At 45.6% G+C, this 22,734-nt stretch carries 19 protein-coding genes; 5 read left to right on the top strand and 14 right to left on the bottom strand.

All coding sequences use genetic code 11. From position 1 onward, the window contains the following. Positions 1–845 precede the first annotated feature (845 nt). Genes PaeBR_RS04970 through PaeBR_RS04955 form a run of 4 tightly spaced genes read right to left on the bottom strand, consistent with a single transcriptional unit; the run spans position 846 to position 5,503 of the window. Positions 846–2,558 carry an ABC transporter permease gene (locus tag PaeBR_RS04970; RefSeq protein ID WP_410515076.1) on the bottom strand — a complete coding sequence of 571 codons (1,713 nt, stop codon included), beginning with the start codon at positions 2,556–2,558 and terminating at the stop codon, positions 846–848. Positions 2,559–2,575: 17 nt separating this feature from the next. Then, a complete protein-coding gene (locus PaeBR_RS04965) occupies positions 2,576–3,586 on the bottom strand; it encodes an ABC transporter ATP-binding protein (RefSeq protein ID WP_410513781.1) in 1,011 nt (336 codons plus the stop codon). A gap of 21 nt (positions 3,587–3,607) precedes the next feature. Beyond that, a complete protein-coding gene (locus PaeBR_RS04960) occupies positions 3,608–4,726 on the bottom strand; it encodes an extracellular solute-binding protein (RefSeq protein WP_410513780.1) in 1,119 nt (372 codons plus the stop codon). A 33-nt stretch (positions 4,727–4,759) separates the two neighbouring features. Continuing rightward, positions 4,760–5,503 carry an endonuclease/exonuclease/phosphatase family protein gene (locus PaeBR_RS04955; RefSeq protein ID WP_410513779.1) on the bottom strand — a complete coding sequence of 248 codons (744 nt, stop codon included), beginning with the start codon at positions 5,501–5,503 and terminating at the stop codon, positions 4,760–4,762. Between the two features lie 963 nt (positions 5,504–6,466). Between PaeBR_RS04955 and PaeBR_RS04950 the strand changes: the two genes are divergently transcribed. Beyond that, positions 6,467–7,054, top strand: coding sequence for an NADPH-dependent FMN reductase (locus tag PaeBR_RS04950; protein ID WP_410515075.1), 588 nt, complete (start codon positions 6,467–6,469; stop codon positions 7,052–7,054). Positions 7,055–7,185: 131 nt separating this feature from the next. Here PaeBR_RS04950 and PaeBR_RS04945 read toward each other — a convergent pair whose 3' ends face one another. The 7 genes from PaeBR_RS04945 to PaeBR_RS04915 all read right to left on the bottom strand — a co-directional run bounded on the left by PaeBR_RS04945 (position 7,186) and on the right by PaeBR_RS04915 (position 13,906). Then, a complete protein-coding gene (locus PaeBR_RS04945) occupies positions 7,186–7,344 on the bottom strand; it encodes a hypothetical protein (RefSeq protein ID WP_410513778.1) in 159 nt (52 codons plus the stop codon). Positions 7,345–7,437: 93 nt separating this feature from the next. Beyond that, a complete protein-coding gene (locus tag PaeBR_RS04940; RefSeq protein ID WP_410515074.1) occupies positions 7,438–8,424 on the bottom strand; it encodes a Gfo/Idh/MocA family protein in 987 nt (328 codons plus the stop codon). Positions 8,425–8,484: 60 nt separating this feature from the next. Next, positions 8,485–9,474, bottom strand: coding sequence for a Gfo/Idh/MocA family protein (locus PaeBR_RS04935; protein WP_410513777.1), 990 nt, complete (start codon positions 9,472–9,474; stop codon positions 8,485–8,487). A 34-nt stretch (positions 9,475–9,508) separates the two neighbouring features. Continuing rightward, a complete protein-coding gene (locus PaeBR_RS04930) occupies positions 9,509–10,714 on the bottom strand; it encodes a GNAT family N-acetyltransferase (RefSeq protein WP_410513776.1) in 1,206 nt (401 codons plus the stop codon). A gap of 21 nt (positions 10,715–10,735) precedes the next feature. Next, positions 10,736–11,575, bottom strand: a complete 840-nt coding sequence (locus PaeBR_RS04925; protein ID WP_410513775.1) for a carbohydrate ABC transporter permease — start codon at positions 11,573–11,575, stop codon at positions 10,736–10,738. A gap of 22 nt (positions 11,576–11,597) precedes the next feature. Beyond that, positions 11,598–12,581: a carbohydrate ABC transporter permease gene (locus PaeBR_RS04920; RefSeq protein ID WP_410513774.1), complete on the bottom strand. Its 984-nt coding sequence runs from the start codon at positions 12,579–12,581 to the stop codon at positions 11,598–11,600. Positions 12,582–12,592: 11 nt separating this feature from the next. Next, on the bottom strand, positions 12,593–13,906 hold the full coding sequence (locus PaeBR_RS04915; RefSeq protein WP_410513773.1) for an extracellular solute-binding protein: 1,314 nt from the start codon (positions 13,904–13,906) through the stop codon (positions 12,593–12,595). A 364-nt stretch (positions 13,907–14,270) separates the two neighbouring features. On the opposite strand from PaeBR_RS04915, the gene PaeBR_RS04910 reads away from it, so the two are divergent. After that, entirely contained in the window at positions 14,271–15,482 is a 1,212-nt protein-coding gene (locus tag PaeBR_RS04910) for an ROK family transcriptional regulator (RefSeq protein WP_410513772.1), read from the top strand. Here PaeBR_RS04910 and PaeBR_RS04905 read toward each other — a convergent pair. The 3 genes from PaeBR_RS04905 to PaeBR_RS04895 all read right to left on the bottom strand — a co-directional run bounded on the left by PaeBR_RS04905 (position 15,479) and on the right by PaeBR_RS04895 (position 19,277). Further along, on the bottom strand, positions 15,479–15,934 hold the full coding sequence (locus tag PaeBR_RS04905; protein WP_410513771.1) for a putative iron-sulfur cluster-binding metallochaperone: 456 nt from the start codon (positions 15,932–15,934) through the stop codon (positions 15,479–15,481). The genes PaeBR_RS04910 and PaeBR_RS04905 overlap by 4 nt on opposite strands. A 92-nt stretch (positions 15,935–16,026) precedes the next feature. Beyond that, positions 16,027–17,520, bottom strand: a complete 1,494-nt coding sequence (locus tag PaeBR_RS04900; protein ID WP_410513770.1) for a response regulator — start codon at positions 17,518–17,520, stop codon at positions 16,027–16,029. Beyond that, a complete protein-coding gene (locus PaeBR_RS04895) occupies positions 17,517–19,277 on the bottom strand; it encodes a sensor histidine kinase (protein ID WP_410513769.1) in 1,761 nt (586 codons plus the stop codon). Before PaeBR_RS04895 ends, PaeBR_RS04900 begins: the two co-directional genes overlap by 4 nt. A 315-nt stretch (positions 19,278–19,592) precedes the next feature. Here PaeBR_RS04895 and PaeBR_RS04890 point away from each other — a divergent pair, with 315 nt between their 5' ends. The 3 genes from PaeBR_RS04890 to PaeBR_RS04880 are packed head-to-tail and all read left to right on the top strand — an operon-like array spanning position 19,593 to position 22,540. Beyond that, the gene (locus PaeBR_RS04890; RefSeq protein ID WP_410513768.1) at positions 19,593–20,738 is read left to right on the top strand and encodes an ABC transporter substrate-binding protein; all 1,146 of its coding nucleotides are present in this window, start codon (positions 19,593–19,595) and stop codon (positions 20,736–20,738) included. A 60-nt stretch (positions 20,739–20,798) separates the two neighbouring features. Then, positions 20,799–21,722, top strand: a complete 924-nt coding sequence (locus PaeBR_RS04885) for a carbohydrate ABC transporter permease (RefSeq protein ID WP_410513767.1) — start codon at positions 20,799–20,801, stop codon at positions 21,720–21,722. Further along, on the top strand, positions 21,719–22,540 hold the full coding sequence (locus PaeBR_RS04880) for a carbohydrate ABC transporter permease (protein WP_410513766.1): 822 nt from the start codon (positions 21,719–21,721) through the stop codon (positions 22,538–22,540). Before PaeBR_RS04885 ends, PaeBR_RS04880 begins: the two co-directional genes overlap by 4 nt. Positions 22,541–22,734: the final 194 nt, after the last annotated feature.

The raw sequence follows: 22,734 nt of genomic DNA, 5'->3' as shown, positions 1-22,734 counted from the left end.
ACTACCGGATGATCCACCGTGGCCAGGCCTGTTGATTAACCAACAATTGGTATCTTGTTGTCGATACAATAACATTACCCATTCCGCTTTCAAGAGCTGTAACAGAAGCAGACAAGCAAAAGCGGCAAAGGACATGTGAATATAACGACTTTGACGGTCTGTAGTGTGCTTACGTTACACACTTAATTGCATTCTGTGCAACTATATGGGAGAAAACGGAGTACATCTTACTTACAATTGCATTTCGTGCAACTAAAATAGAGAAAATATCCGTTTTCCCGCCATTCTCCGCTAAATAGTTGCAGCATGTACAACTAAGTTGCTTTATGTTGACTTACGGCGAGTAATAATTGCACCAAGTGCAACTATAGGCGGATGAGGTCCGCCAGAATCTGGTCTGCCGGAATCAGGTAACCGTAGGCGGCCTTTTGTATCCATTTTTTGTATAATCAACAGACCTGCACCGTGGCAATCCTTGCGAAAATGAAAAAAACCACAGCTGTCTAGTAATAGACAATTGCGGTTCGCTATTTATTTATGCGCCCCTCTTACAAGGAAAGCGCCTCCCCAAACAAAGGTGTAACGATTGGCGTTCGCCTCGATCTTGGTCCCGTCCACAAAACAATGCTCCAGGGGAACGTATTTTTACCGCTAAGGAAAATAAATAAAATTCTTACGACCACAGCGATGGAGCAACGGTCCGTTCGCGGAGCGTCCATCTAAACACCCACTTAAATCCTACTCCACAAGCGAAGGGTGTCCCGGTAGCCATTTCCATGCTTTTGGGACACCCCCATTTTCTAGTGGAAACGGTAGCGTCTGTTTGATCGACCACCGTAAGTGGTTTACCCCTTTCTGAATTTACCCTTATTCCCATATACACAGTACAATGTAATCGCCGACATGATCATCAGAATAACGGAGTAGACTAAGGTCAACGCTCTTGTATCAGCCAGAGCCTGTGCGTCTGTACTGTTTTTTATAACAACGCCAAGAGGTTGAAACAAAGGATGATACAGGAATACGGTAAGGTCATAGTCCGCCAGTATGCCGTTGAAGTTCAAGGCAAGAACCGCTAACGTTGATGGCAGTATGATGGGCAACAATACTCGTCTGAAGGTATAAAAAGACTTGGCGCCTAAATTTTTTGCAGCATCCTCAAGGTTACTGTCCAAACTAAAGAAGGACGCTTTAATCATTCGTAGTGTAAATGGAATGTGGACGATGACATAGGCAAGGAACAGCATCCATACCGTTCCAACCAGAACGGAATTTCCAATCATAAGCTTTGGCGTGTCAAAGGTTACAATGAGTCCGATCGCTATCAATGTCGAAGGCAGCATCCAGGGTATGAGCAGAGAATATTCAAGCATATCGGTCCATTTGTTCTTGTATTTATGCAAAATCCGCGAGGCTATTAAAGTTAAGGCCACAACCGTTATGGATGCTGCCGCCGCATACGAAATGCTGACCAGATAAGGTCTAAAAGCGGACATGCTGGAGAACACCTGGATGTAATTATCAAAGGTGAATTTGTCAAAACTGAGCGTTGCAGTGGAAATGCTTTGTGCGTCGGTAAAAGAAAAGATGACTATCAGAATTACGGGGATAATGTAAATTAAAAATAACACATAGGCCCCGATATGTGCCGCTATGTTTCCAGCCTTATTATTAATTTTCTGCTTCACAAGCTCTGATTTTACTTTGGATACCGACATAAAGTTTCCGTTCTTTTCGAATCTGATCATAATCGTCAGTAAAATCAAGGTTGCCAGTCCAAGGATGAGCGCCAACAGCGCGGCCAAGTCTCTGGAAGAAGTGCTATTGGAAAAGGTAAGAATCATAGGTGTAATGGTTTGAAACTCGGTCCCGCCTAAAATCAGAGGAGCCGATGTGGCCGCCAGGCCTGTCAGAAAGAGCAGAATCGTTAATGCAAACATCGTCGGTTTTAATACCGGAAAGACAACTCTTCTAAGGATATAAAAGGTTGACGCCCCCATGTTCTTCGCTGCTTCGATCGTTTGAAAATCAATTTTGCGCATGGCGTTGCTTAGAAAAAGAACATGATTGGAGGTGCAGGCAAACGTCATGACAAATAGAACAGCCCAGTAACCGTGAAACCACGTCGTATCAAAAGAAGGAAACAGATTGGCCAGGAGTTTTGTAATAAACCCATTTTCGCCATAAACAAATTTGTATCCGGATACTAAAACTACACCGCTGTAAATAAGGGTTGTAAAATAACCGAGCTTTAGTATTTTGGCACCCTTGATATCAAAGTACTCTACGATCAGAACCAAAAGCACCCCAACCATGTTTACCGTGATAATAAGAGATACGGCCAGAAGAAAGCTGTTATACAAACTCTTCATCGCGCGATCGGAAGACAACAGTTTTTCTGCGGCTTCAAATGAAAGCTTTCCTTCTTTAAAAAATATTTCATAGTAAACATTAAGGTTAGGGTAAATCAGGAAGGTGATTACAAACCATGCAATCAGCCCATATAAAAGAAAAGCGGACACAGGAACAGACGATAGGGCATTTTTGATTCTCTCTATTTTCAACGTAATCCCCCCTAGTACTGCAAGATGTCGTTGACATTTATATAGATATCAATCTCATCCCCCACCTTGTTATAGTCCAGCCCGCTTTCCTTCTCGATTGTTTTGAGCAATCCGCCACCGGAAACTTCTATTAAATACTTTGTATATAATCCATAAAACTCCTGATCCACAATTTTACCTTTCAATTGAACGGCATCTTTAATTTGAGGCAAGGGGGATAAACTCACCTTTTCATTTCGAATATAGGAGATTTTTTGTGGATCAATGAAATCCTTCAAGCGACTGTTTTGAATAATATCCGGATCAATTTTGTTGATATCCCCGATAAAGTTGCACACAAATTCCGTTTTCGATTGATTATAAATCTCTTTTGGCGTACCGACTTGTTCAACGATTCCATGGTTAAAAACTGCAATCCGATCCGACAACGTTAAAGCTTCTTCCTGATCATGGGTCACATAGATGGTAGTGATTCCAAACTTCTTCTGAAGATCCTTTAATTCATTGCGCAGCTGTACTCTTAGCTTGGCATCCAGATTGGAAAGCGGTTCATCCAGCGCGAGAATACTGGGCTTAAGCACAAGCGCCCTTGCTATTGCTACACGTTGTTGTTGTCCGCCGGATAACTCAGACACTTTTTTGCCAAGCTGTCCCTCACTTAAATCTACTTTCTGGGCAATATCTCTAACCTCTCGATCCACATCGGATTTAGAAGCCTGTTTAACCCGCATTCCAAAAGCAATATTCTCATATACATTCATAGTAGGAAAAAGGGCATAGCTTTGAAAAACCATGCTGATGCCCCGCTTTTCGATGGGTACATTCGTGATGTCTTTATTACTAAGCAAAATCTGACCACTGGAAGGTTTAATAAAACCAACCAAGCTGCGAAGAATCGTTGTTTTCCCGCACCCGGAAGGACCCAGAAAGGTGAAAAACTCTCCTTCTTTTACTTGCAGATTCAAGTTTTTGATGGCGTGAAAATCAGCGAATTTAATTTGAATGTCTTTAAATGTAATCATATTTACTCCTGCACCTATATTTTATTTCATGATTTGCAGTTCGATCTTTTCTACCCAGCTCCCCATATTCTCCGCAACGAAGCTCCAGTCAAACGTTTGAGGTTTGATGGTTGAATAAAGGGCCTTCACACTATCATTCGCTTGTTCAACGGCTTTCGTATTAGCAGGCATAGCATTGAACTCTGCGGCAAATTCTCCTTGTACTTCAGCTGTTCCGATCCATTCAATAAATCTCTCCGCTGTTTCCATTTCTTTCGTCCCTTTAATAATCGCTGCTTGTTCCACAATCGTAGGAACTCCAACTTCCGGACTTACAATTCCTGCTTTTACGCCATATTGTTCTTCTTTTGCTGCGAGCACACCGGAAACCACGGGTCCAATTGGTGTTTTGCCGCTGGCCAGATTGGCATAGAAATCTTCACCCTCTATCGCACCAACACCGTTGTCATAAAATTTCTTGATTTCATCCCATCCTGCTTGGGAAATGCCATACTCGCCATTAGCGTCCTGGTATCTGGTAAGAATACCTGCTACTACAAGCTGCGGTGTGCCTTGACCCAGAAGTGTAGGGGCTTCATACAAGCCTTTGAACTCCGGATTGTTCCACAAATCCGCCCAATCCTTCGGTGCATTCTCTGCAGTATACTTCTCCGAATTATAAGCCAAGAGAATCGCTTGTCTCACAAGACCATGATAGTAACCTTCAGGATCGTTTAAACCTGCTTCCACTTCTCCGGCCCATGCTGGAACGTATTTTACAAGGACATCTTCTTTTTTCAAGTTTTCATACAGCATGGAATTCAATCCATATACAACATCAGCGGTAGGATTGTTTTTCTCGGCAATTAAGCGGCTCGTTAAATTCGCGCCACCTGCTCCAACCAGCTCAATCTCAAATCCGGCTGTCTTCGCTTTCTCAATTAACCACTCGCCCCGGCCATCTGAATTCGCATTGGTATATACAATTAATTTCTCGTTTTTTACAGGTTCGCTGGACGGAGACTCAGATGCAGCAGCCGATGGAGATTCAGAGGCAGCCGTCGAATTCCCAGTGTTATTGCCAGAGTTATTGCCACCGCATGCTGTTACAAGCAAACATAATGAGATTATTAGCAGAAATAAGTTCAAAGATTTTTTCATAATTAGTGAACGCTCCTCTATGATATTCGATTGTTAAAACTCTACCGCAGCCGTTACAGGAAAATGATCGGAAGGATACCTTCTGTCGAAGCTGTCAACAATAGTCCTGGTTTTCAGAACACTTACCTTATCGTTGGCAAAAATATAGTCGATCCCCTTTAGCTCTTTCCACGGAATGCTATAATCAAAGCCTGTAAATGTGCCAATGGGTCCATAGTGTGCAGCATTTGCTGCCAGCCGGGTATCCTGAAATGATTGTGTGATTTCCTGATAACACCTTTCGCCCGGGAAAGCATTGAAATCACCCGTTAAAATGACAGGCACATCTAACGCATATTTTTCAATCCAACTTTTAATGAGCCGCACACCCTGATACCGGGACTCTTCACTGATGTGGTCGAGATGCGTGTTAAGGAATACAAAGATCGTGCCGTTTCGTAAATCCCTGAGCCTAGTCCAAGTACAGATACGTTTGCAATCGGAATCCCATGATTTCGACGGGCGATCAGGCGTTAAAGATAACCAAAAGGTCCCGCCATCTTCTTTTTCGAATATATCCTTCTTATAAAAAATGGGTCCATGTTCGCTGACGTGATCCTTCTCTCGTCCAACACCTTCATAGGTGTATTCCGATAGCCCCGCAATCTCATCAAGCTGATGTCCGCAAACTTCCTGTAATCCTATAACATCCCAAGAATAATATTGCATCATTCCGAGGACATGCTCTTTTCTGTATTCCCAACTGTTTTCTTGATCAGCGGGATTATCAAAACGCACATTAAAGGACGCCACATTGTATATGCTTTTGTGCAAAACATTTCTCCTTTTCATAGAGTTAAAGTATGAGTTCTATTTACATTGTAGGGGACAACTATTTTAGTTATGTTAACTTGTTTTAGGTTTTGTATTAACTTTATTAAAATTTTTAATTTCACAAATGACGTTAAAAAATAAGGAAACCATTTCGAAGCTTGCTTTCTGCGGAAAGTTTTCAAGGGGGCCGGTATATGCAAAATAGCGAAAAGAAGCTGCATTTGATACAGGTCGGTTGATTATACAAAAAATGGATACAAAAGGCCGCCTACGGTTACCTGATTCCGGCAGACCAGATTCTGGCGGACCTCATCCGCCTATAGTTGCACTTGGTGCAATTATTACTCGCCGTAAGTCAACATAAAGCAACTTAGTTGTACTTGCTGCAACTATTTAGCGGAGAATGGCGGGAAAACGGATATTTTCTCTATTTTAGTTGCACGAAATGCAATTGTAAGTAAGATGTACTCCGTTTTCTCCCATATAGTTGCACAGAATGCAGTTAAGTGTGTAACGTAAGCACACTACAGACCGTCGAAGCCGTTATATTCACATGTCCTTTGCCGCTTTTGCTCGTCTGCTTCTGTTACAGCTCTTGAAAGCGGAATGGGTAATGTTATTGTATCGACAACAAGATACCAATTGTTGGTTAATCAACAGGCCTGCATTTGATACATCATTTCGGCGCTGCGGAGCGGATTTAACAAGTAATCTTGTAATTAATACACCATTTCAGGGTGCCGCCAAAGCGACTGATCAGCTTCACAATGCTTTATCTAACTTTTATAAAGTTACTTGACAAAAGGAATTGACCGCATTATTATTATTTTATATTCAAAAGTCTTAAACCTAAGACATTTGCGATTATTTAATTATTTGGAAGTTCGGGAATAATACCTCTAAGCTTTAGAAATGAGTGGTGTAGAAATGGGCTTTTTAGGCAAACTATTTGGAAGAACTACTACTGAGGAGGAAAAAACAATGTTAAAAATCGGAATTATCCTGGGAAGCACTCGTCAAGGTCGTCTAAGTCCACAGGTAGGAGAATGGGTACAAAGTGTCGCTAATAAACGCGGGGATGCTAATTATGAAATCGTAGATATCGCAGACTTCAAGCTTCCACTTCTAGGTGAAGCTGATGCTACAGCACAAGCAACAGCTTGGAATGAAAAACTTGCCAGCTTGGACGGCTTCGTATTTATCGTTCAAGAATACAACCACAGCATATCAGCATCATTGAAAAATGCCCTCGATTATGCACGTGATGCATGGAACAATAAAGCAGCAGGTATCGTAAGCTATGGTTCCGTAGGCGGCGCCCGTGCAGCTGAACATCTGCGGGGAATCTTGGGAGAGTTGTCCGTAGCGGACGTTCGTGTACACCCGGCATTGTCACTGTTCACTGATTTCGAGAACGGATCTGTCTTCAAGCCGGCCGATCTGCATCTTACTAATGTTAATGGCATGCTTGACCAAGTAATAGCTTGGAGCGGTGCACTGAAAACTTTGCGTTAATATTCTGGTGAAGCAAAAAGACGGGGTGTTCAGAGAGAGGCTCCGCGAACGGACCGTTGCTCCAATCGCTGTGGTCGTAAGAATTTTATTTATTTCCCTTTGCGGTAAAAATCCGGAGACCAAGGCGAACGCTATCGCTTTTCCGCAATCGTTCCGTCCTCTCCGCTGCTTTCAGCGGAAACCATCCCTAAAATCTCTTTAAAAACAGCAAAAATAAACCTCTCTTTGATAAATGGTAGTCCCAGCAACCATTTACAGGAGAGGTTTATTTGTACATTGTTTTCCTTCATAGAGAAGTCCAGCTATAGGCCAGCTCAACATGTATATAATAGGAATTCAAATCCCGGACGCAGCCAGAAAACGAATGGATTGTACTTGTCCCACTAACGGGCCAGGTCAACCGCGGCGGGACGGTGGTCCTCGGCGGACCGGTAAGCGGCAAGTGCCACTTCCAGCGCCCGGAGGCCGTCTTCTCCTGTTACCGTAGCGGTCTTCGCCCCTTCACGGACCGAAGAGACAAAATCGCGGATTAGCTCCAGATCCATATTGTCTCCCCAGTAATCCCAGCTCACTCCGTTATCATCGCTGTAGGAATTCATTTTTTGATTAAAGGCGTTGATCGACAGCACGCCATATTCGCACACCACATCCAGCGTTACATCTCCCCAGGTCGGGAACTTTTTGTTGCGGGACCAGCTGCAGTCCAGGCTGGCAAACACACCGTTATCAAATTCCATCGTCAGGATGCCGCAATCGTCGATTTTCCCTTCCGAGAACCGGCTGGCGGCCTCGGCATACACGCTCGTCACTTCCGCTCCCATGTACCAGCGCATCACATCAACGACATGAACGGTATGATCCATTACCGCTCCCCCGCCCGATTGCTCCCGGTCCAGGAACCAGCCGCCAGGAATGCGTCCGCGGTTCGTCCCTTTCATCGCGAGGATTTTGCCGTACATGCCGCTGTCCAACAGTTCCTTTCCCCGTTTGATGGAGGTCTGAAAACGCACCGGAAAAGCAGTCTGAAGCAGCACACCGTTCTCCCGGCAAACCGCGATCATGGCCTGCGCATCCTCTACCGTGGTGGCCAGCGGTTTCTCGCAAAGCACATGCTTCCCTGCTTTGGCTGCTGCCATGACACAATCGATATGTTTGACATTCTCGGAGCATACGATGACCGCGTCGATCGCACTGCCGGCCAGTTGATCAAGAGATGGATAAAACGCCGTTTGATACTGCTCAGCTATCTTTTTACCTTTTTCTGCATCCTCGTCCCAGATCCCCGCCAGCTCCACACCGTCAATTTGTTGTAAAGCGTCCATATAGCCTATGGCATGCATATGAGCAAGGCTGGCTACGCCAATTTTAATCATAAGACCCTCCTGTATTTGTTCGTAATTTGAGATGAGGCGTCTTGTGCGCCGGACGCTTCAGGCAAGCGCAACGGGCATGCCGCTGCGGGATGATTCAATTGCGGCCAGCGAGATTGCCAGCGCCTGGTAAGCATCCTCGGCGGTAACGATTGGCTCTTCCCCTGACTCCATGCAGGACAGAAAATGGGCCAGCTCCCGGTAATAAGGAGTTTCAAGCAATGGACTTTCAGGAACGGCGACGCCTTCTGCCGGCTTGTCCGCCGACTTTTTAAAGGAAATGATCGGGTTGTCCTTGGCGCTGTCGTAATCAATGATTCCTCCGGTACCCGCAATCTCGAAGGAGGTCGTAAATTTCTGATGGGACCAGGAGCCTTCAACATGAGCTATAACACCGTTGCAGAAGGTCAGTGTAGTCAAAGCATAACCGCCGCCTTCCGGAGATTCCGGGGCATAGGCTTTGGCGAATACCCGCTCCACCTCGCCGAAGCACCAGCGCAAATAATCGAAATCATGTATGGACAGATCCAGCAGCAGGCCGCCGCTCTTACTGTAATCCGCATACCAGTTATTCCATGCGCGCGGGAAACCGGATATCCGGCTGGCTTTCACCACGGCGATATCGCCCAGACCATCAAGCTCCATCACTTGTCTGGCTTTTGCATATTCAGGAAAAAATCTCACAACATGTCCCACAAACAGCCTGATGTTCTTTTCTTTGCAATAATCGATCATTTCCCGGGCGTCCTTCAGGCTGCCGGCAAGCGGTTTTTCACAAATAATATTTTTCCCGTCATCAGCTGCCTTAAGTACATACTCCTTGTGCAAATAAGTCGGAAGGCAAATGTCGACCACATCGACGGTATCCAGCTCAATCATCGCTTCCTCATAGCTGCCGAATGCCCGGGTGCTGAATTGTTCAGCGGCATTCTCCGCAGCGGCTGCATCCGAATCGACTATACCCGCGAGGCATACTTCCTTCATGGCCGTATAGGCCTCCGCATGCGTCCTTCCCATCGTGCCGGCCCCAATCAACAAAACATTCTTCATTTTAGTCTCGTCTCCTTCTGGAAAGGGATGCCCTCTAATACCTTTCTGTTATCCACATCACATACCGCTGTTTGGGAAAAAGCGCCTGAAGCGCTGGATGGTTAATCAGTGACTCCCGCCCCGTTGCCTGAACGCCTTGGGTCAGCATGGCGCAAAATTCGGCAGACGTACATTTGATTTCCTCGTCATAGGACAACCCCCATGGCGAAGCCTGAACGGTTATCGCATTCGGCTTCAGCACAAGAATGGCACGCTCGGCTCCGCACCGAAGCAGCAGACGCTCCGGCAGTGCGGCAAGCTCTTCTCCGGTCAAAGCGGCGACCCGGTTCGTCAGTTCCGGCACAAGCTTTGCCAGCATGGCTGGTAATCCGATCACCTTCCACATCGTTTCATCGTTGCAGGCCGTCTGCACGGGACCGAGCTGCCTGAACACTTCCGGCAGTATACCATCCTCAGGCAGAGTGGCTTCCAGCCGCTTGACTGATTCCCCTGCGGCCAGCATGGACAGAAGTAGCTTGATCGCCTCGCTTTCTTCATCCAGATAGGCGCAATCCAGCAGATCCATCTCCCCCTGGTTCTCCTTGCCTCCGATGGCGTATGCGGCGATTCTCCCTTCTTTTCTCGCAACCCAGAAACGTTCCATTATACCGCCGGTCCATTTCAACAAGCCTTCCCAGTACTCGCGCGACCGTACCCGGGCATTGGCGTTTCTCCGGTTGTACCTTTCGCAAATCCCGATAACCTCGTCCAAATCTCCGGTCTCAAACCTCGATATTTGATAGGACGCTGCATCGATGTCCTCCATTCGTACCGATTCAGCGTCAAGTACATACAAAGGTGCAGTCACTGTCTCCCAGCCCGCCTTCCTGTAGAAAGCGTGAATACCGGTGAACAACAAAGACAGATCGAACCCGTGGCTTTGCATCCATAAACTCATTTCAGCCAGTATGGCCTGTACCGCTCCCAATCCCCGGTAAGCAGGGTCCGCGGCCACACTTCCGATTCCTCCAACGAGCAATTCGGATGCTCCAATCTGGATTCGGTAAGGGAACAGCTGCACCGATGCAGCCAATTCTCCATCCGCCAAGGCAATCCAGGTTGTTTCAAGATCATACGCAGCATCGTAATCCAGCCTTTTTTGAAAAAAAGACCGGTCTTCGGGAAATACATGTCCCAGCAAATCAAACACTTTGTCCATTTCTTCCCGGTTATTTACCTGTCTGACTTCTAATCGCGGCAATGGCGCACCTCTTTTCTGTTATTAACCCTTCACGGCGCCCGCCGTCATCCCGTCTACCAGATACCGCTGAAACAGGAGAGTCAGAAGCACCGGAGGAAGCAGACCGATAATCCCCGAAGAAGACATCAGACCGTAATCCACGGAGAAGCGCCCGAGAAATTCGTTAATTACGACCGGCATCGTCTTCGACTGCGAGGAACTCGACAATACAAGGGCTGTATTAAACTCATTCCAGGTATTCAAATAAGCGAATACCCCAATGGCAAACAAACCCGGAGCCGAAATCGGCAGGATGATTCTTACCAGGGCGCCGAACCGTCCCAACCCGTCTACAAAAGCAGATTCCTCAAGCTCTTTGGGAATGGATTCGAAGAAGGCCCGCATCATCCAGATAATGAAAGGCAGCGCGAAGGAAAGATTGGCCAGCACGAGAGCCATTTTGGTATCCAGCAGCCCGATATGATTAAAAATCAAGTACATCGGCAGCGCAATCGCGATGCTGGGCACCATTTGCGTAATCAGAAAGATTACCGCCAGCCGGTCTTTCATACGGAATCTCAATCTAGCAAAAGCATAAGCTCCCAGGGACCCGAAAATCAAGGAGAATAATGTTGTGACACTTGCAACGATCAGACTGTTAAGCAGCGAGTTCTTGAACATTCCCGCATTATCGGACAAGCTCAACACCTGCTTATAGTTGATAAGGGTAAAGCTGCCCGGAATCCATTGCCGGGCAAGCGACGCCAGCTCTTTGCCGGGCGATATACTGATGATAAAGGCCCAGATCAGAGGGGCTAAAGTAAAGATCATGACAAGTGCAACGCCTGAAAATAACAGAACCTTTTTAATGGATTTTTCCACAGCCGAACCTCCTTTCTCAAACCTAATCCTTTTTGCGCAAAATCCGCATGTACATCAGCACAAACAGCAGGATAAATCCCGTAAGAATGTAGCTTCCAGCCGAACCTAGCCCAAAATTACTGAACATAAAGCCCTGCTTGTACAGATACAGGCCGGATAATTGCGTGGAATTGGCGGGACCTCCCTTGGTCATTGCAAAAACCAGATCAAATACTCTGAAGGAGTCGATAGTGCGCAGAACGAGCAGAACCAGGGTAACGGGCACCAGCAGTTTCACGACAATGTCTTTGAAAATACGCACACTGCCGGCCCCGTCAATTTTGGCAGCTTCAATTAATTCGCCCGAAATCGACTGAAGCGCCGCCAGATACATCAAAGCTACAAAAGGAAATGACGTCCACACCTGCGCCATAATAACAGAAGCAAGCGCCAGCTTCGGATCCGACAGCCAGTTGACCGGATTGGAGATCAAGCCTGTTTTCAGCAGCACACCATTAAGCAGACCATAGTTCGGGTGCAGCATCGTCTGCCAGATCATCGCATTGACAACGCCGGGCATAGCCCACGGGATCAGCAGCAGGGATCTTCCGAGCCCCCGTAACCGAAATTTAACATTAAAGAGAAGAGCCGCGGCAAGCCCCAGAATCATGCTCGCCGCAACACTGAATACCGCAAAATAAAGGGTAGTCTCCATACTAAGCCAAAATTCGTTATCCTTGAGGACAGTGGTAAAGTTATTTAGTCCGACGAACTCCGTACCGACCCAAGGTTTCGTCAGATTCAGATCGACAAAACAAAGGTAGATGGAGTACAGGAACGGATAAAGCAGCAGACCAAGCAGGATAACGATAGTGGGAAGCAGTAAAAGGAGCGCAAACTTCGACTCGGAAACCATTTTTTTCGGGTTCGAAACGGACCGATCCGCCTGACGAAGCACCGTGTTCTTGCGCATGGACAGTCCTTCTTTCTGAATCACGACCGAGTTACTTTGCTTGCTCTTATCCATAGAGTGTCTCCTTACTTGTTGCTCTCCTGAATTTTCTGCGTTTCCGTAAGCGCATCAGACAGGGCCTGTGCCGGTGATTTCTTTTGGGTTAATGCGTTCTGAAGCTCAACCTGGAATTTGGAAGACCATTCATTGTACCAAGGAATTTGCGGTCGGTTCACGGCAACTTCAGCCTGCTCCAGAATCTTGTCCAGTCCTGGAACTCCCGCTTGAACTTCCGGATCCTCATACACGCTCTTCCAGCCCGGGAACATTCCGATTTCAATCGCCTGCCGTTTGCTGCCTTCTACATCGTTCAGGAAATTGATATACTCCCAGGCCGCTTCCTTATTCTTGGAGCCCGCAGAGATCGCATAGGACATCGGTCCGGCAATCGTCGCGCTGGATACGGTAAAGGGAAGCGGAGCCACATCAGCCTGGTTCACAATCTTGGACTTGGAGGAATCATTGAGCGGCGTCAGCGGCAGTCCCCAGTTCAATTCAAAGGCGATATCGCCCGCAGACATCGCGTCAAGCACATTGGTTTCATTGTATTGGATCGAAGCGGGGTCGACGATTTTGTATTTGTAGATCATGTCCACCATCAACTGCAGCGCGGCTTCATTCTCCGGGCTGTTGAAGACAGGGTTGCCGTTCTCGTCAAACAGCTTCCCCCCCATGCTGGAAGCGATGGCGACGAAATCACATACCAGTCCTTCGGCTTGGCTCCACGCCCATGCTGAGCCGTATTTTACAATTCCTTTTTCCTGCAAAGCCTGGCTGTATTTTATAAAATCATCCCATGTCTTTGGCGGACCCGTAAAACCGGCTTTCTCGACCATCGTTTTATTGTAAACAAATGACTTATATTCCGAAGCGTAAGGAAGACCGTAGTACTTGCCTTGATACTGTAAAGCCTGTTTGGCAAAAGGCAGCATCTCGTTCTTCATATCATCGGTCAACCATGGGTCAACCGGTTCAACCCATCCCGATGCTACGAACCGGGGCAGGTCGATAACATCCATTACAAAAATATCGTATGTGCTTCCGCCGGACATGAAGGAATTCATCAATTTGGGTGTAACATCGGCATTGCCGACCGTATCGACCTGCACCTCAATCCCCGTCTTTTCCTGAAATTCCTGGTTCACCTTGGTAAAGTATTCCTGATTGGACGGGTTGGAGATGGTCCTTAATACGACTCCTGCATAAGGCTTGCCATCAGCAGCTGTGTTTGCTTGCGCATTTCCGCCGTTCGTCTTATCCGAATTGTTCCCGCATGCGGACAGCACCGCTACCGTCAGTACCATCAGAAGCAATACCATAATCGATGATTTACGTTTCATAAAAGAACCCCCTATGGAATTATGAATTTGAAGTGCATAACGGATTAAGTTTCTCCCTCCTTTTACTCACTTTCTCCAATGGATGTACAATCACGTCATGTTTTCTATCATTCGAAAGATAAAATGATTGTTACATGTTCATTTACATGTCATTACAGCTATTATAGACACAAAATATATATATTTTCAAGACCTTGCGTTATATTTTATCACATACTATTATAGATTTATTGTTAACTTAATTTACAGACTGCATTAAGTTTGGCGAATATTATTGAATTGAGCTCCACTTTTTCCATTGGATGTAATTAGTAATTGTAGTAAAGTAGATCTTATACTGCCCGAAAAGAGGGGTTGAACCGTAGTGAACAAAATAAGAACCGGGGATCTAAAACTAGTTCAGGAACTGAATCGGTCCATCATATTGAATGTAATCCGTGAACATGGCCCGATCTCGCGCAGCGAGATTGCCAAACGCTATGAGATAAGCGCAACCACCGTCGCTTCAGCCATACAGGAGCTGATAAAAGGAGGTTTTGTGTGCGAAATGGGGGAAGGTGTCTCCAATGGGGGCCGCAAGCCCATTATGGTAAAGCTCGCATCCGACCGCCTTTATCTCATTGGCGTATCCATTTCCAATTCTTCGATAGATATTGCGCAAATGGATCTGGAGGCCAATATCAGCCGCAAACAGACAAGGCCCATTCAATCGTTAATCGGCGATGAACTCATTGCCGTCATACTTTCGGAAATCGAAGCCTTTTTGCTGCATTGTCCCAGTTCCGAGAAATGCCTTGGCATCTCAATCACTACCCCCGGGCTTGTGGACAGGGATTCAGGAATTCTATATTACAACTCCAAGCTGCGTTTGGAGAAAATCAACTTCAAAGAAATAGTTGAAAGCCGTTTCAATATTAAAACCTGGGTCGAAAACGATTTGAACGCCACGGTGCTTGCGGAAAAGAAATTCGGTCCCTATGGGAAGATTCAAAATATGATTTACGTCTCTATTTCGGATGGAGTCGGGGCGGGGATTTTCTTTCACGATATTCTGCTGCGGGGCGCGAGTGGCGGCGCAGGGGAGCTTGGACATATTGTCGTTGACCGGAACGGAATCCGGTGCGAATGTGGAAGCTCGGGCTGTTTGGAAAATTACATTAGCTGGTCCGCCATCTATTCTAGGATCATAGCTTCAACCACGCGCGGCAGACAAACGGCGATTATGGAGCTGGCGGATCATGATATTTCCCGGGTCACTCCGGATATCTTCCGCAGAGCGGTGGAAATGGATGACCCGCTTGCCTTGGATTTAACCGATGAAATCTCCGAGTTTTTAGGCCTGGGCCTGGTCAATCTTATCCATTTATTTAATCCGGAGATTTTAATCATTGGCGGGCAAATCGGCTCCAATAATACACGGTTAATTGAAAATGTGAAAAAATACGTATCGGTGCATGCTCTCCCTATCCTGCGGGATCTTAAGGTCTGCCATTCGACGCTGGGCGAAAATACGAATCTATTGGCAGCGGCCTCCATTATATTGGAGGAAGTCTTCCATTTCTCACTCGCCAATTAATCCTTGTTGAAACTCCGTATAAATGTTGTTACATTGCCTAAGCAGCAAGCCCCCTGCGGGTTGTTAACCTCGCACCCGCAGCGTCCCGCCTTAATGTGAGCCTTGATTTGGTCGGCAGGCTGTTGCTTATCGTGAGCAGCTTGAATCAGGCGTTCTCTCGTCCAGTCAAAGCAGTAACAGACCGGAACATCCATGTTCGGATTCTTCTGGTACACAGGCACCTTCATATTGTCCTCAGTGAATATTTGCAAATGGGTTTCACTGAAGTAGACGGTAGAGCAAGACGGGTTCGGACAGAAGAAATAGGAGGTATCGGGTACAATGGTTTCCAGAGCCGAAGCCTTAAGCAGTGACTTTAGAGTGATCAGTTCAACGCTCTTGCCTTTATTGTTGCATGACGGACAGTTTGTTCTGACCTCTTCCGTGTTGTTTGAAGGTGCGCAACAATCCATTTGAAATCACTCCTTATGTAGAAATTAATTATTTCCACTTTAATAATAACGGATTTCTTATTCGCAGTCTTTGAGAATCAGAAATCCGTTTATCAGTTTTTGCTGTTTTTACTGTTTTTGCTATACTCTGAAGGATAGCAGCCCACAAACTCCTTGAACAGCTTCGTGAAATGCCGGGTGCTGTAATAACCGACCTGCTCAGCGGCTTCATTCACTTTTGCCGAAGGGTTAGAGAGCAATTCTTTGGCTTTCAACATGCGCAAACGAGTCAAATACTGAATGAAGGTAACACCCTTTAGTTTTCGAAACTGGGTGCTAAAATAATTGGGTGATACTCGGAATTGCTCGGCAATTCGAGTAACGGTAATATCGATGCTATAGTTCTTTTCGATATATTCAATCACCTGATCAATCCAGTCCTGTTTTCTTTGTTCCGGAGCCGACTTTCTAGACAACAGTAACTGCCCCATCTGTTCAAGCCGTTTACTCCACAATGCAGGCTCTGTCTCATCCATCCAATCCGTGCCAAACGAGCTCCCTAAGAACCGGGCCAACGAAGATTTTACAGAAGTCTGTTCCTTCGGAGTGAGAATCAGTAGCGAGCATAATCTCTCGCTACTGTTAATAAAGCCAACATAATTACCTTTATGGTATTCTTCCACTAGTTGGATTGCGGTTTTTCCGAGCTTTGCATAATCCGGTATGCCAGCTAATGCCTGTAGGTCATTATGGAACCAAAGACGGGTATTTCCCATCAAGCTGCGGAGATATGAGAGTTCGCTAATTTCCATTATTTCAGCCTTAAGCTCCAATAATACAGGATATTTCCCGGAACGGATCACAGTCAATGCATGCCGGGAGGATGCATACTGCCTAACCTTTTCCCTGGCTAGGTCCATCAGTTGTAACATTCTCCCTGTTCCCTCTTCAGAAGATGCTTTAGTGATCATGGCGTACTCTCCGGCACGCAGCCTGATCATAGCGGCCTGCATATCTTTTCTGCAGTATTCATCTGTGATCTCCTGAATCGAACGGTAAAAGGAAGAGACGGTAATGTCCTCTATATCATCCGGATTCAGTCTATCCACATAAAACAATTGGCACTGCCAGATTTCTGAGGAACGAGGAGATTCGGACTCATCTTGCCATGATCCGCTCATGCCGTTGAAGAGCAAAGAAACGCGTGACTCCAATTGCTTGCATTGCAAATGAAGATCCTTTTTGGCTCCTATAAAAGTATGGTCAATAAGCTTCTTGACTTCGTCTGGATCGACGGGCTTCAACAAATAGTCGATCACTCCTAAATGTAAGGCCTCCCTGGCATATTTAAATTCGGCGAAACCTGTCATCACCACCCATTTTGTATTCTGTGTGTGGGGAAGTGCTGCCCGAATGGCCTCCAAACCATTCTTGCCGGGCATCTGGATATCAACAAAAGCTATATCCGGATTCAATTGCCGGGTAAGCTCAATGAGCTCCTGCCCGCTGTCGGCCTCGGCAATATGAAAGTCGGAACTGATCTCTTTCAGAATACTGATTACCGTTTCTCTGGCCAAAATCTCATCGTCTACAACGATAATATTCATGCCATCAGCTCCTCCTCATATAAATCGATGATAATCGTAATCCGAGTTCCTTGCCCTGCTTCGCTATGAATTAAAAATCTGGACCTGCCTGGGTAAGACAACATCAGGCGGTCCTTTACGTTCTGTAGCCCGATATGGTCGCCAAGATTATTTGAATCTACGGAAAAACCAACTCCATTGTCGGAAATCGTAATGACCGCACATTGCCCCCCGTTTTTCTCTTTCAGCTTGGCGTCAACCTCCACCAGACAAGGGTGCACACTGGGCTCTGTTCCATGTACAACTGAATTTTCTACGAGTGGCTGGAGCAGCAGCTTCGGAATCTGGAACTTTTCTAGTCTCGGATCGAGTGAGCAGTGGAATTCAAGCCGATCACTGAACCGCATGGATTGCAGATCGGCGTATTTCTTAATTATATTGAATTCATCGGTCAGCGTAATGGTCATGTCGGATGACAAAATGTAACGTAATAGCCCACTAAGCGATAAAATCGCCTTTTCCAGCAAAGCACGCTCCCCTTTACGATTCAAGCCGCTGAACCCATTTAGTGTGTTGTAAAGAAAGTGCGGTTTAATCTGCGATTGAAGAGCTCGTAACTCGGCTTTCTGTTGATTTAATTTGGATCGATAATCACTTATTATCATCTCGTCTAACTTCCCGATCATCTTGTTCAACGCTCTTCCCAGTTTAGCAATCTCATCCTTTCCGTAAATGGATACACGTTTGCTCATATCCCCCCTTTGGACATGATGCATAACCTCAATCATTTCTCTGAATGGAACAAGCAGTTTTCTAGAGTAGGCTAAGAACAGGAAGAGAGTAAGAACGAAGCCGATGAACGCAAAAATAAGGCCCGTAATGTACATCCATCTTACTTTGGATGCCTGATGGCTTTCGGAGATGAGGGAGGTAATTTCCCAGGAACTTGAGCCAATGACATTGGACACAGCTACATAAGATTTCGCGTTAAATTGAATTGTAGTTGAATGTTCGGCCATTTGTTCAAGAACACTTCGGGAAATGGGGCTACTGGCATATACGAGCTGTCCTTCTTTATCCGTAATGACAATGACCGAATCATTGACAATGGTTTGACGGACAATCCGATCTAGCACGATAGTATCGGCATCAGCCTTAATAACGGCAATAGGATTACTTGAATCCGGATCTTTAATGAGCCGGGCGACAGAGAACACTTTCGATTCGGAATCGACCGTTAAATAGTCTTGTGGTTGTGTCTTGATGAAGATCGCTTTTCCGTTGGCTTCGATAGCGCGCCGATACCAGTCTTGCCCTCTGTAATTGTAATCACTGCGGGCTATGTTCATATGCTTTCGGCTGTCTTTGTAGAAGATAGATCCATCAAATGGCAGTAGAAGAGTTCCGGATATCTCCTTCCGCAAGTTTTCGATTACTGCCGGAAGCGTACTGTACAAAGCATAATCCGCTTTGTATTTAGTATAGGCGTCGGCACTCTCGTACAATCCGCCGGATCTTAATTTCAATGCGCGTAACACTTCATCGTAATTATAAGGAATGATCGTCACTCGATCCAATTCGTCCAGATAATATTTAATATTGTTAGCCAGTGCGACCAGATTGGCTCCGGTCAGCTTTTCCGTTTCTATCATGTTTAATCGGATATAGTAAGCGGGCATCGCATAGACAATAATCAGGAGGGGGAACAATATCGTTACCGAGAAAAGAAACATAAGCTTCGAACGGATGGACAAACCTCTTCTTTTAATGGCTTTCACTCCTTTCCCAGGTATGCTGCTTTGGGCGTTTTCATTTTACTTCAAGAATAGAGGGCTGGCAAGCAGAGAAAATATCGCTATCATCGTAGTTTTGAGTCATTTGTAAGCGGTTTAAAACGTGATAAGCTGAACCTGTAAAAAAGTTCACTAGAAGGAAGGCGGGTTATGTTCATGAAAAAGCGCACATGGTTTTTCATTTTATTGGTCTTGATTGTTCTTGTTGTAAATGGTTGCTCAACGCGTCCAGTGAGTCAGGGGAGTAATAGCACCGGTTCCAATACGGCTGGCAATGACGGAGCTAAGATAAAACTCTCCATGCTGGTCAATGTTCTTGACGAGCCGCTAGCAGATGCATATCGTCAAATTGTATCCGACTTCATGAAGGAGAATCCGGATATTGAAGTCAATTTGCAACTCCCTACATCCGGTTATGAGAACAGCATGAAGGTTAAAATGGCGGCTAACGATCTTCCGGATATTTTTGATACACATGGTTGGGCGAAAGTCCGTTACGGCAATTATCTAGCCGATTTACGTAACGAGCCTTGGGTAGGTCAATTGACGGATTCGATCCAGACTGTTGTCACTGACGATAGCGGCAAAGTATACGTGCTTCCGTTGACCGAGGCGAAGGATGGACTGATGTACAACGTTGATGTGTTTGAGAAGTATGGCATCGAAGTGCCCCGTACTTTCGATGAACTGGTTTCAGCCGCCATGAAAATCAAACAGGATAGTGGCGGAAAGACGACACCCTTTTACCTGTCCGGGATTGATGACTCCATGATAGGTCAATACTTCGACGAGTTCGCCAGTCCGTTACTAATTACCTATCCTAATAACCAGGCGCAAGCACTGCTCGATGGTACATTCGATTGGAGCCAATGGACGCCGCTCCCACAAAGTCTGATAGATCTTCAGCAGAAGGGATTAATTAACGAAGATGTGCTGACAGCTAAGCGCAGTGATCTGCCGAACCTTTTCGGAAATGGAAATGTTGCATTTGCCTTGGGCGGACCGGCACTCGTGACTGCGGTTCATAATATTAATCCCGATGTTAAAATCGGTGTTATGCCAATACCCGCTTTCGTGGAAGGGGACGACCCGACCTTCGCAGGCGGAGAACGTAATACACTGGGTATCTGGAAAGACTCAAAGTATCCGGAAGAAGCTAAAAAGCTGTTGCAGTTCTTTGCCAAGCCGGAGAACATGTCCAAACTTTCAAATATATCAATGACGCCAGCAGGTTTGAAAGATATAGAAACGAATCATGATTTGACTCCTTACTACGAGAAATATGCACAAGCTAGAGTATTCCCTTATTTTGACCGCGTCTATTTACCGAACGGCATGTGGGACGTTTTGTGTAAAACAGGAACGGAGCTGATCGCAGGTCGTATCACGCCTGAGCAATACAGCGAGACAATGAAGACTGAATTTGAAAGGCTTTCCAAAAAATAAAAAGCGGGGGGTGGGGCAATAATGCCCCGTCCACTTGTTTCTGTAAGAGGAGTGGAATCTATGAGTACAACGGTTGCAGACAATGCAAGACAACAGCGGAGGCCGATTCGGGGGTTGGCGAGCTCGCCCTTGATAGTGAACCTGATGTATATACCGGCATTTCTGCTGTTTATTACTTTTATTTATTATCCATTTTTTCGGGGATTGTTTATTTCATTTACAGATTGGGATGGTTATTCTCAGCTCATGAACTATGTCGGTTTAAATAATTACACGCGGATGTTGACCGACAAGCGTGTACACACCGTTATTATAAATACGCTTATCTACGGAGTAGGCAGTACCCTCTTTCAAAATATTTTAGGGTTGCTTTATGCCATGTTACTGAACAAGCATGGGAGAGGCAAAACGCTTGTGAGAGTTATTGTCTATATCCCGGCCATTGTGAGCCCGATCATTATGGGATATATCTGGTACTTTATGCTCCAACTTAATGGAGGGGCAATAAACGACATTATTACGTCATTTAATGATAAGCCAATTAATCTGCTTGGTGATCCTCAATTGAACGTATGGATTATTACGATTGTCAACACTTATCAGTTTATGGGCGTGGCAATGATGATTTTTCTTTCGGGCTTGCAGGGGATTTCAAAAGATTATTACGAAGCTGCTGAAATTGATGGAGCCTCCAGGCATCACCGTTTCTTTCACATTACGTTTCCATTATTGGCCCCTGCTTTTACGACCAGTATAATTATTAACCTAATCGGCGGATTGAAGCTGTTTGACATTGTTACAGCTTTAACGAACGGAGGGCCTGGTTATGCTTCCGCTTCCTTATCGACGATGATGTATCAGCTATATTTTGCACGTCAGGATGCCGGTATGGCTGCTTCGCTCGGAAACCTTATGTTCCTGCTTATTTCAGTCATTAGCCTGGTTTCCCTGTACCTTTTGCGCAGAAAGGAAATATCTCAATGAAGCAGAGGAAACGAACGATTGTATTCACATTGGCAGGCCTCTTTATTGCACTGTTACATTTGGTCCCTTTCTACATTTTGCTTACAGTATCCTTTAAGGATATGCGGGATATAAGCTCTAAGTGGATTTTCCCGGGTTATTTGTTCACAGATAACTTCGTGAGCGCCTGGCACAAAGCCGAATTAGGCAGGGCTTTTATGAACACGGCGTTTATTACGTTTCTGTCCGTCTCATTAATTATCATACTAGGATCACTAGCCGCGTTTCCTCTGGCCCGTTACCAAACGAGAACTAATAAATGGATGTACGGCTTCTTTGTTAGTGCGCTTATCGTACCACCCCTTACGATTCTCGTACCTTTATACAAAATGTTTGTTAATCTCGGTTTTATGAACACATACTTCGGAGTTGTGCTGCTTCATGTTACATTCCACTTGGCGATGTCCATTTTCTTATATACGAGTTTTATTGGTACGATTCCCAAAGAACTGGATGAAGCATCGATGATAGATGGCGCGAGCAAGATCGGTATGTTTTTCCGTATTATACTGCCTTTGCTCAAGCCGGTCACCGCGACGATCATCATAATGAATGCCAATTCAATATGGAATGATTATCAATTTTCCGTCTTTTTTCTGCAGAAACCAGAATCAAAGACTATCACAGTGGCATTATCCACATTTTTTGGTGAGAACAGTGTCCAGATCGGCTGGGTTGCAGCGGGTGCTCTAATGGCGGCCATACCGAGCATCATTATTTATATTTTTCTACAGAGATATTTTGTTGAAGGTATCACGTCTGGAGCAATTAAGGGATAAGAGCATCTGAAACGGCCCGCTAGATCACAAGGATGATGACACTACCAAGAGTGTTTATCTCTACCCGGAACAAACCAAAGATAAAAGAGGCTTATCATAAGATCAGTGAACTCATGGGAAGCCTCTAAATTCCACTACCAATGTCTCCCTTTTATTACCCTCGCGACACTCTCATACCTCAAACCCCTTATAAC

This window comes from Paenibacillus sp. BR2-3 (assembly GCF_046529485.1).
Lineage (GTDB): Bacteria > Bacillota > Bacilli > Paenibacillales > Paenibacillaceae > Paenibacillus_AQ.
Note: the sequence above shows the minus strand (reverse complement) of the source record. Positions and strands in the feature narration are given on the sequence as shown.

Coding starts and splice junctions, on each gene's coding strand:
- PaeBR_RS04965 (WP_410513781.1), bottom strand. CDS start 3,586: ATGATTACATTTAAAGACATTCAAATTAAATTCGCTGATTTTCACGCC.
- PaeBR_RS04960 (WP_410513780.1), bottom strand. CDS start 4,726: ATGAAAAAATCTTTGAACTTATTTCTGCTAATAATCTCATTATGTTTG.
- PaeBR_RS04950 (WP_410515075.1), top strand. CDS start 6,467: ATGGGCTTTTTAGGCAAACTATTTGGAAGAACTACTACTGAGGAGGAA.
- PaeBR_RS04945 (WP_410513778.1), bottom strand. CDS start 7,344: ATGAAGGAAAACAATGTACAAATAAACCTCTCCTGTAAATGGTTGCTG.
- PaeBR_RS04935 (WP_410513777.1), bottom strand. CDS start 9,474: ATGAAGAATGTTTTGTTGATTGGGGCCGGCACGATGGGAAGGACGCAT.
- PaeBR_RS04920 (WP_410513774.1), bottom strand. CDS start 12,581: ATGGATAAGAGCAAGCAAAGTAACTCGGTCGTGATTCAGAAAGAAGGA.
- PaeBR_RS04915 (WP_410513773.1), bottom strand. CDS start 13,906: ATGAAACGTAAATCATCGATTATGGTATTGCTTCTGATGGTACTGACG.
- PaeBR_RS04905 (WP_410513771.1), bottom strand. CDS start 15,934: ATGGATTGTTGCGCACCTTCAAACAACACGGAAGAGGTCAGAACAAAC.
- PaeBR_RS04900 (WP_410513770.1), bottom strand. CDS start 17,520: ATGAATATTATCGTTGTAGACGATGAGATTTTGGCCAGAGAAACGGTA.
- PaeBR_RS04890 (WP_410513768.1), top strand. CDS start 19,593: ATGCTGGTCAATGTTCTTGACGAGCCGCTAGCAGATGCATATCGTCAA.
- PaeBR_RS04885 (WP_410513767.1), top strand. CDS start 20,799: ATGAGTACAACGGTTGCAGACAATGCAAGACAACAGCGGAGGCCGATT.
- PaeBR_RS04880 (WP_410513766.1), top strand. CDS start 21,719: ATGAAGCAGAGGAAACGAACGATTGTATTCACATTGGCAGGCCTCTTT.